6 protein-coding genes and 1 pseudogene are annotated in these 8,803 nt (G+C 73.2%); 4 read left to right on the top strand and 3 right to left on the bottom strand.

Translation table 11 applies throughout. The features are described from left to right. Positions 1 to 350, top strand: a pseudogene (locus tag VN520_RS09205) (asparagine synthase); the annotation flags it as partial. 292 nt (positions 351 to 642) lie between these two features. Continuing rightward, positions 643 to 816, top strand: a complete 174-nt coding sequence (locus tag VN520_RS09200; RefSeq protein WP_325746365.1) for a hypothetical protein — start codon at positions 643 to 645, stop codon at positions 814 to 816. Between the two features lie 60 nt (positions 817 to 876). Here the strand turns inward: VN520_RS09200 and VN520_RS09195 are convergent, their stop codons facing one another. Continuing rightward, the gene (locus tag VN520_RS09195; protein WP_325746364.1) at positions 877 to 2,994 is read right to left on the bottom strand and encodes a sigma-70 family RNA polymerase sigma factor; all 2,118 of its coding nucleotides are present in this window, start codon (positions 2,992 to 2,994) and stop codon (positions 877 to 879) included. A 376-nt stretch (positions 2,995 to 3,370) separates the two neighbouring features. Continuing rightward, positions 3,371 to 4,183 carry a helix-turn-helix domain-containing protein gene (locus VN520_RS09190; protein ID WP_325746363.1) on the bottom strand — a complete coding sequence of 271 codons (813 nt, stop codon included), beginning with the start codon at positions 4,181 to 4,183 and terminating at the stop codon, positions 3,371 to 3,373. 338 nt (positions 4,184 to 4,521) lie between these two features. On the opposite strand from VN520_RS09190, the gene VN520_RS09185 reads away from it, so the two are divergent. Together VN520_RS09185 and VN520_RS09180 are read left to right on the top strand one after the other, a co-directional pair. Further along, on the top strand, positions 4,522 to 5,955 hold the full coding sequence (locus VN520_RS09185; RefSeq protein WP_414719805.1) for an NAD(P)/FAD-dependent oxidoreductase: 1,434 nt from the start codon (positions 4,522 to 4,524) through the stop codon (positions 5,953 to 5,955). Between the two features lie 325 nt (positions 5,956 to 6,280). Next, entirely contained in the window at positions 6,281 to 7,945 is a 1,665-nt protein-coding gene (locus tag VN520_RS09180; RefSeq protein ID WP_325746361.1) for an ATP-binding SpoIIE family protein phosphatase, read from the top strand. Positions 7,946 to 8,007: 62 nt separating this feature from the next. Here VN520_RS09180 and VN520_RS09175 read toward each other — a convergent pair. Continuing rightward, the coding region (locus tag VN520_RS09175) for an MFS transporter (protein ID WP_325746360.1) at positions 8,008 to 8,803 on the bottom strand (796 nt) is incomplete at its 5' end.

Raw genomic sequence — 8,803 nt, 5'->3', positions numbered from 1 at the left:
CCGGCATCCACGACCTGCCGCCCGGCTGGGGCGCCCCGTCGCAGGCCACTTCGACCGCGGCCGGACGTATCGGCCTGCGTACCGCACTCCCGGAGCTGATCTCCCTCTTCGACGCCCCGCTGCTCGCCGACGCGGGCCTGGTCGAGGCACGTGTCGTACGCAAAGCGCTGCGCGCGGCCTCCGAGGGCGAGCCCCTCCCCCTGGACGGGCTGGCCGAGCTGGCGTCCACGGAACTCTGGCTGCGGCGCCTGGTCACGCGCCGGGGCACCTGCTGGACCGGGACGGCCGCCCCGCGGCAACGGGCGGTCGCGGGCGGCGTCGCCCCGGCCCGCCGCACCTTGCAGGCGTAGAGTCCGCCGCACCCTGCGGGCGTAGGGCCTGCGGTTTCCGGTGGGTGTGGGGACCGCCGCTTTCGGCAGGTTGTGGGGCTCGCGGCCTCCGGCAGGCAGGGGGAGGAACCATCGGGCGGGCCATCCGAAGGGCTGCGCGAGGTGCTCGGGGCGCTGCGCCTGGCCGTGACCGCCGGATGCGCGGAAGGCTTCACCGCACCACCTGGCGGAGTCGGCGGCGGGCATCCTGGTGAGGCCGGACCTGTTCGCGGTGTCCGCCCGGAACCTCGCGGCGGCGGCCGGGGCCTGACGGGTGGACGGCCCCCGCTCGGCGGTGGAGGAGGCCGAGGCGGCGGCGAGGGAGCGGCTGCGCGAAGAACTGGATCCCGGGCGGTACGAGGAGGAGAGCGCCCTGGGAAAGGGCCTGACACCGGATGAGCTCCTCGGCCTCCTGACCGGGATCGCGGAGGAACTCGGCGGCAGCTGATGCGCGGCCGACGGGGACGGTGGCAGCTGATGCGCGACGGACCGGGACGGCCGCGGGGGCTCAGCGACAGCTGATGCGCGCTTCGGCCCAGTCGGCCAGCGTGACTCCGCTCAGCGGTCCCGACGGCTCCACGACGAGCCGGATCGACCGCCGGCCCTCGATGCCGACGCTCACCGGTACGGCGGGTTCACCGCCCCGCAGCACGGGGGACCGCCACAGCCGCACCCCCTCACCGTCGTACACGGAGAAACGCACGGCGCCGAGCCCCGCGGTCAGGTCGTCGACCCCGGCCATCGCGTCGTAACGCGTGCACGTCCGGTTGAGCTGCACGGTGACCGACGAGCGGGAGGGAGCGGTCACGCCGTGGGCGTACCTCGTGGAGGCGACCGACAGCCCCTGACGCTGCCAGAAGACGCCGCTGCTCCGGCCGAGCAGGATCTCGGGGCCGGTGTGATCACCAGCGACGGAGTACGGCAGCTCGCTCACCCGGTAGACGGCCGGCGCGGGGGACGCGGGCTCCTCCGGGACGGTCACCGGCATGCGCTCCGGTGGGGCGGATCCGGGAGCCGGCCCCGGAGACGGCGGCTTCGGGGCCGGACTCGGTGCCGTTGTGGGACTCGGTGACGGTGACGGTGACGGAGCCGGCTCGGTGGCGGGTGGTGTCTCGGGTACGGGTGGGGCGGGCTGGGCCGGCGGCTGCGGGCTCGGCGTCGACTCCGGGGGCGGGGGCGCGGCGGGTGGCGTGGGCGCGGTGGGTACTGCGGGGGCCGCGGCCGGCGGCTTGGCCACCGGCTTCTGCTCCGGTGCAGGCCGGTCGTCACCGGCCAGGGCCCACACGAGACCGGCAGCGGTGGCCAAAGCCATCGCCGCGGCGATCCCCGCCTTCAGCGGAGCGCCGAGCCCTTCCGACACGGCGGCTCCGCCTGGTGCACCGCCTCCGGAGGACGCACCCCCCGCGGACGTCGCGGCGGCTCCGGCCCCCGCCGCCCCCGCCGCGCCACCGGCCGTGATGCCTGCGGCCTTGACGGAGTAACCGGCGGCGAACCAGCCGATGACGGCGACCGGGAGCAGGGCCGGAATGCCGGCGTTCACACGGTCCAGCTCACCGGCGGCGACCCGGCACCTCGCGCATGTGTCCAGATGCTTGCGCAGCCCGCGCTCGGCCCGGGCCCGCAGACCGCCCCGGACGTGGGCGCCGAGCCGGTCGGCGTACTGCGCGCAGTCTCCGCCGGTGGTCAGCGACTGGCTCACATGGGCCTGCAGATAGGCCTGCTTGAGCCCTTCACGGGCCCGGGCGGCCAGAACCGCCGTGGCGTTGGCCGTCAGGCCGAACAGCGGGGCGACCTCGCTCGGTGACTCCTTCTCCACGGCGGTGTGCCACAGCACGGCCTGCCAGCGCTCCGGCAGGCTGCGGAACGCCTGCACGGCCATCGTCCGGTCCGCCTCGTGCATGGCCAGCACATCGGCGCCGAGATCGAGGGCGGCGGACTCCGGCAGCTCGGTGGAGCGAGCAGCCTGCGTGGCGAACACCGCGAAGTCGTCGACCAGGTGCTCGCGCCTCGCGCTCCTGGTCCACGCGGCGGCGACATGCCGGACAGCGGTCATGAGGTAAGCCCGGACGGCTTCCTCCGGCCCCTTGCCGCCGCGTACCGCCTGCAGAGTCCGGGCGAACACCTCGGCCGTCAGGTCGTCCGCGGTGTGCGCATCCCGGCAGCAGGTACGCGCATAGCGGCGCACCGCCCCCGAATGGCGCCGGAACAGCTCCTCGTACGCCTGGTCGTCGCCTGCGCGCATGCCCTGGAGCAACTGCGCGTCGGAGGGACCGGGACCGGTGGATCCCGCGCGTCCTTCGCGCTGCAGAGGGACCGCGTACGTGGTGCCGGTCTCCGCACCGGGCTCCACCCACACCCCGGTGGCGGCGGACGCGGACGGCCACGGACCCGGCAGTACGGTGCCACCTCCGGCGGAGCGCCCCGGCTGCCCGGCCTCCCGGCCACCTCCGGCGGAGCTGTCCGGCTGCCCGGAGCCGTAACGGCCCGGCTGCGGCAACCGGGGCGGCACCGGGTTCGGAACCTGCGCCCCCGACGGGCCGGAGGCCACCGCTTCCGCTGCCCTGCCGCCCTCGCCCGCGGCAGCGATACCGTCGGCCGGATCTTCCTGCTGCGCGTCACCGCTCATCGCGGAAGCCCCCGTATGCACCCTCGGACCCGAATACGGGGGCAAGAGTGTCACAGGGCCCAGCAGCGACGGGCCCCACGCGGGAGCAACCACTCGTCCGGGGTGTCTTCCCCTGCCCGGAGGCATCACCCCGCCCCCGAGGGGAAGGAGCGACGCCCTCGGCCGCACACGGACATCGAGTGGACGGACAAGGTCTCGCTCCGCCCACGAGCGGGCCGGTCTTCCTACGTCAGCGGCCCGGGGCCGCTCCTACGTCAGCGCGGGCCGGGGCCACTCCTACGTCAGCGGACCGCCCAGGTGGCCGGTCGGTGGGACTCGTGCCCCGCCTGCCCGGGCCCCCGCGCTGTGGCTGCGGGACGCACCTGTGGCGCGGCACCTACGCCGGACGGGAGCGGAGGCCCTCCAGCAGGATGTCCAGCAGCCGTGCCGATGCGGCGGCCTGATGGCCGGGATCCGGGAGAGCCGGTGCCGCCGTGGCGATGACCAGCAGCACATCGGCCACCGTCACATCACCCCGCAGCTCCCCCGACTCACGTGCCCGGCCCACCAGTCCGCCCACGACGTCGAGCAGCTCGGCCACCCCCGGCTCGTCGTCGAGTACCTCCTCGTCGGCCGGGTGCTGCCCGGCTGTCCGGGGTCCGGGCTGTTCCACGCCCTGCCGCTGGTGCGGGACGCGCGTCTCACCGTCCACCGTGTCGGGCCCCGCCGCCGGGGTCTGCTCCGCCCCGACGCGCAGCACCTGCGGCGGCAGCAGCCGCCCCGCGCCCGAGGCCACCGAGGTCCGAAGGAAACGGGAGAGCGCGGACCACGGCTCTTCCTCCTGGCCGAGGGCCGAGCGCGCCTGATCGGTCAGCCGCGCGGTCTCCTCCTCGGCTATCCGGCGCACCAGCACGTCCTTGCTCGGAAAACGCCGGTAGACCGTGCCGACTCCGACCCGTGCGCGGCGCGCGACATCCTCCATCGGCGCGCCGTAACCCGACTCGCCGAACACCTCACGTGCGGCGCGCAGGACGTGTTCGAGATTGCGCTGTGCGTCCACGCGGAGCGGCGCCGAGCGGCCCGAGCCGCCCGTCGCACCGGTTGCCGCGACCGTCCCTGCCGTCCCTGCCGTCCCGACGGAGCTCAGCCGCCCACGGCCCTCAACCGAAGGGGCGGCGACACTCGGCCCGTGCACATCCTGAATATGCATAACTTCCCCCGTTATGACGTCTCCCCCCGGAGACTTCCCCACCGTGTCAGTCGACGTGCGGATCTTCGTCCGAATCCGCCACCTCGAAGGAGTACGAACATAGTTGAGCCCGAGTCAATTCAGAAGGGGGTTGTTCCGCACGGCGCGCCCCCCGATCGGAGCAAGGACCGGGTGGCCCCTGACGCACCCCCTGCGGGCTCGCTCCCCCGCCGTACCTGACCTGCACAGCTCCGGGAACAGCGGGGGGCCGCGGGCCGCCGGGTGGATGCAGGGCTCCGGTCACACAATTCGTCGGGCCTGTGGACAAACACCGAACTCCGTTGCGTCATGGGATGGTGATGGCACCAGATTCCCGGGGGGCGTCCCCCGGCACCCGGCCCAGTGTGCGCATTCTCGTCGTCGGCGGCGGCTACGTCGGGATGTACACCGCGCTGCGTCTTCAGCGGAAGCTGCGGCAGAGACTGAAAAGCGGCGAGGCCGAGATCGTGGTGGTCACGCCCGAGCCCTACATGACGTATCAGCCCTTCCTGCCCGAGGCCGCCGCCGGTTCGATCTCACCGCGTCATGTCGTCGTGCCCCTGCGCCGGGTCCTGAAGAACTGCACGATCGTCATCGGTGAGGCGGAGCGGGTCGACCACGTCAAACGCACCGTGACGGTCACGACGCTCGCCACCGCGGAGGACGGCACCGGGGCCGTCGAGATCCCGTACGACGAGATCGTCCTCGCACCCGGATCCGTCTCGCGCACGCTGCCGGTCCCCGGTCTCGCCGACTTCGGGATCGGCTTCAAGACCGTCGAGGAAGCCATCGGTCTGCGCAACCACGTCATCGAACAGATGGACATCGCCTCCGCGACCCGGGACCCCGCCATTCGTGACGCGGCGCTCACCTTCGTCTTCGTCGGCGGCGGATACGCGGGCGTGGAAGCGCTCGCGGAGCTCGAGGACATGGCCCGGTACACCTCGCGCTACTACCACAACATCAAGCCCTCGGACCTGAGGTGGATCCTGGTCGAAGCGACCGGCCGCATCCTGCCGGAGGTCGGCGAGACCATGGGCAGGTACGCCGTCAGGGAGCTGCGGGGCCGCAACATCGACGTACGGCTGGAGACCCGTCTGGAGACGTGCGAAGGCCGGGTCGCCGTGCTCAGCGACGGCTCACGCTTCCCGACCCGCACCCTGGTGTGGACCGCCGGCGTCAAACCCGCGCCGGTCCTCGCCGCCACCGGCCTTCCCCTCACGGAGCGCGGCCGGATCCGCTGCACCGCCGCGCTCTCCGTCGAGGGGGCCGAACACGCCTGGGCCGCCGGTGACGCGGCGGCCGTCCCGGACCTCACCTCGTCGGAGCAGGGTGCCGAGACCGCACCGAACGCGCAGCACGCGGTGCGCCAGGCCAAGGTCCTCGCGGACAACATCGTGGCCACACTCGCCGGCAGGCCCGTCGAGGACTACCGGCACTCCTACGCCGGATCCGTCGCCTCGCTCGGCCTGCACAAAGGCGTCGCGCATGTCTACGGGCGCAAGCTCAAGGGATACCCGGCCTGGCTGATGCACCGCGTCTACCACCTCAGCCGCGTCCCCACGTTCAACCGGAAGGCGCGTGTCCTTGCCGAGTGGACTCTGGCCGGGCTCTTCAAACGAGAGATCGTCTCCCTGGGCTCGCTCGAACACCCGCGCGCCGAATTCGCCCTCGCCGCGCGCGGACACGCACATCCGGTGTTTCCCGAAGAGACCCCGCCGAAGGACGACGGGCCGTCGGCCACGTCCGGCTGACCGGCGGCTCCCCGCACACCGGGCACCTCCGGGAGCGGCAGCGATCCAGCGGATGGACCGACTGCCGTAGGGCAACTGTCAGTACGGTCGGTCACACTGGGCGTGTGACCATAGGCGGGCTCACACCTGCACAGAGTCATCCGGCAGGCAGTCACCTACAGTGACCGGCAGCGATGACGACCAGCATGAAGAGGCCCGGCTGCGCGTTTCCGGAAGCCCGGCCCCGGCGACCCCTGCCCGGCACGAGCAGGGGGCCGGCCACAGGACCAGCAGAAGAAGCAGCTCGCCCGAGCGGACCAGACCGACACACGAGGCCAGAAATTCCGTGAACTTCACGCGCTGGAGCGCCCGCCTTCCCGGAACGCAGCGTCGAGCCGCCGCGCGGGACGACCAGAGTCCCGTACCCGCCGCCCGCGCCGAGTCCGTCCGGCCGAAGAGCGCAGCCGCGCCGCCGGACGACACCCCGGAACCCTCGGCCTCCGTGCCCTCCCTGGAAGCACTGCCGGCCCGTGAGCTCCTCGGCCGGCTTCCCGCCCCGGTCGCACTGCTCCACGGTCCCGAGCACCGCATCACCTACGTCAACGCCGCCTACACGTCGGCGTTCGGCCCACGCCCCTGCGGCGCACCCGCGGCCGAGGCCATGCCCGAGCTCACCGAGCTCAGCCTGCTACCCCTCATGGACCAGGTCCTGCGCAGCGGCACCCCCCGCACGGTCAAGTCGCGCAAGGTCCGGTCCGGCAGCTCCTACACGGTGACCTGCACCCCCGTCGGCCCCGGCGGCCCGGAAGGGGAGGCGGGGGAGGCGGGCGTCCTCGTCTACGCCACCGATGTCACCGACCACGCGGAGGCGGCGGAGCGGCTCCGTGCCAGCGAACGCCGCCACCGGGAAACGGCCGTCACCCTCCAGCGCTCGTTGCTTCCGCAGGACCTCGAACAGCCGGACGACCTGCGCATCGCCGCCACGTACCAGCCCGGCGGCACGGACGCGGCGGTCGGCGGGGACTGGTACGACGTCATCACCCTGGGCGCCGGCCGCACCGCACTCGTCATCGGCGACGTGATGGGACGCGGCGTGCGGGCCGCCGCCGTCATGGGCCAGCTGCGCACGGCTGTCCGCGCCTACGCCCGCCTCGACCTGCCGCCGCACGAGGTGCTCCAGCTCCTCGACGTGCTCGCGGCCGAGATCGACGCCAGCCAGATCGCGACCTGCGCCTACGCCGTCCACGACCCCAACGAGGGGCACCTCGTCCACGCCTCCGCCGGGCACCTCCCCATCCTCGTGCGCGACGAGGACGGCACGGTCCACCGGGCCGAGGAACCGACCGGGCCGCCGCTCGGCACGGGCGGCTGGGTCCACACCTCAGGGACGATTCCCCTGCCGCCCGGCTCCACGGCCGTGCTCTACACGGACGGCCTGGTCGAACGCCGGGGCGAGGACATCGACGAAGGCGTGGCCGCTCTGGAGCGTGCCCTGTCCGGTGCCAAGGGCTCACCGCAGGTCGTCTGCGACCGGCTCATCCGTTCCCTGGGTGTCACCGCGGAGCACGACGACGACGTGGCGGTCCTCGTGGTCCAGCACCCCGCTCGTACGGGGACGAGCGCGGAGCTCTTCCACAACGCCTCGCTCGAACTGCTCGGCGGCATCGAGGCGGCGCCCAGGGCCCGCGCCTTCGCCACGGGTGTCCTGGCGTCCTGGCGCTTCCCCATGGAGCTCTGCGACCTGGGGGTGCTCGCCGCGAGCGAACTCGTGGCGAACTCCCTCCAGCACGGCACGCCGCCCATGCGCCTCGGCCTGCGACGGACCGACCGCCGTCTGATCATCGAGGTGACGGACGGGGACGACCACCTGCCGCGCCGCCGCCGTGCCGAACCCGCCGACGAGACGGGACGCGGCATCTCCATCGTGGCCACCATCGCCTCGTCCTGGGGCAGCAGACGCACCCCCGGCGGGGGCAAGGCGGTCTGGTGCGAATTCGCGCTGCCCGGCTGACCTGCCCCGGCTGATCCGTCCCGGCCGTCCTGCTCCGGCCGGCCTGTGCCAGCCGTCCCGTGTCAGCGCACGACGGTGGGAGCGGTGACCGGCTCGCTGTCCGGCAGTGACACGGCGACCACCCGGGACGGCACAGCCGCGAGCGACGGCTTGTCCTGTACGGGGGTGAGCCGGCGGCCCAGCTTGAGCGCCAGCACGGTGATGCCCAGCGAGAACAGCACGAAGGTCACGATGTACGGCCCGTGCAGCGCCGCCCCCATGGGCCCGCCCACGGCAGGACCGACTGCCAGGGCCAGCTGCTTCACCAGGGCGAACGCCGAGTTGTACTGACCGACCATGGCTTCCGGCGCCAGATCCGCGACGAGTGGTGCCACCGTCGGCGACAGCATCGCCTCACCCAGTCCGAACAGGGCGTACGTCGAGATCATCGCGGCAGTCGCCATGGTCTGGCTGCCGTGCCCGAGGCCCGCGTATCCCGCCACGATCCAGGCGAAGGCCCAGATCAGACCGACCCACGCGATGACCCGGCTGCGCCGCCGCCGCTCCACGAGCCGGAGCACGACGAACTGCGCGACGACGATGACCGCCGTGTTGGCCGCCAGCGCGATGCCCAGGGTGGACGGATCGATTCCGGCGGCCTCGGTGCCATAGGCGGCGAGGCCGGACTCGAACTGTCCGTAGCAGGCGAAGAAGATGACGAAGCCCAGCACGCACAGCTGCACCATGGCCCTGTGGGAGAGCAGTACGCGCAGCCCCGCCTTGGGGGCTGCGGCGTCGGCGGGCACCGCGTCCGTGAGGGAGGACGCCCGCGGCATGCGCACGGTGGCGGCGATCACGCCGAGCACCAGGAACATCGCC

The sequence above is a fragment of the Streptomyces sp. genome (genome assembly GCF_035563135.1).
Taxonomy (GTDB): Bacteria; Actinomycetota; Actinomycetes; order Streptomycetales; family Streptomycetaceae; genus Streptomyces.
The sequence above is the reverse complement of the archived record's forward strand: the minus strand, read 5'-3'. Positions and strand labels throughout refer to the sequence as shown.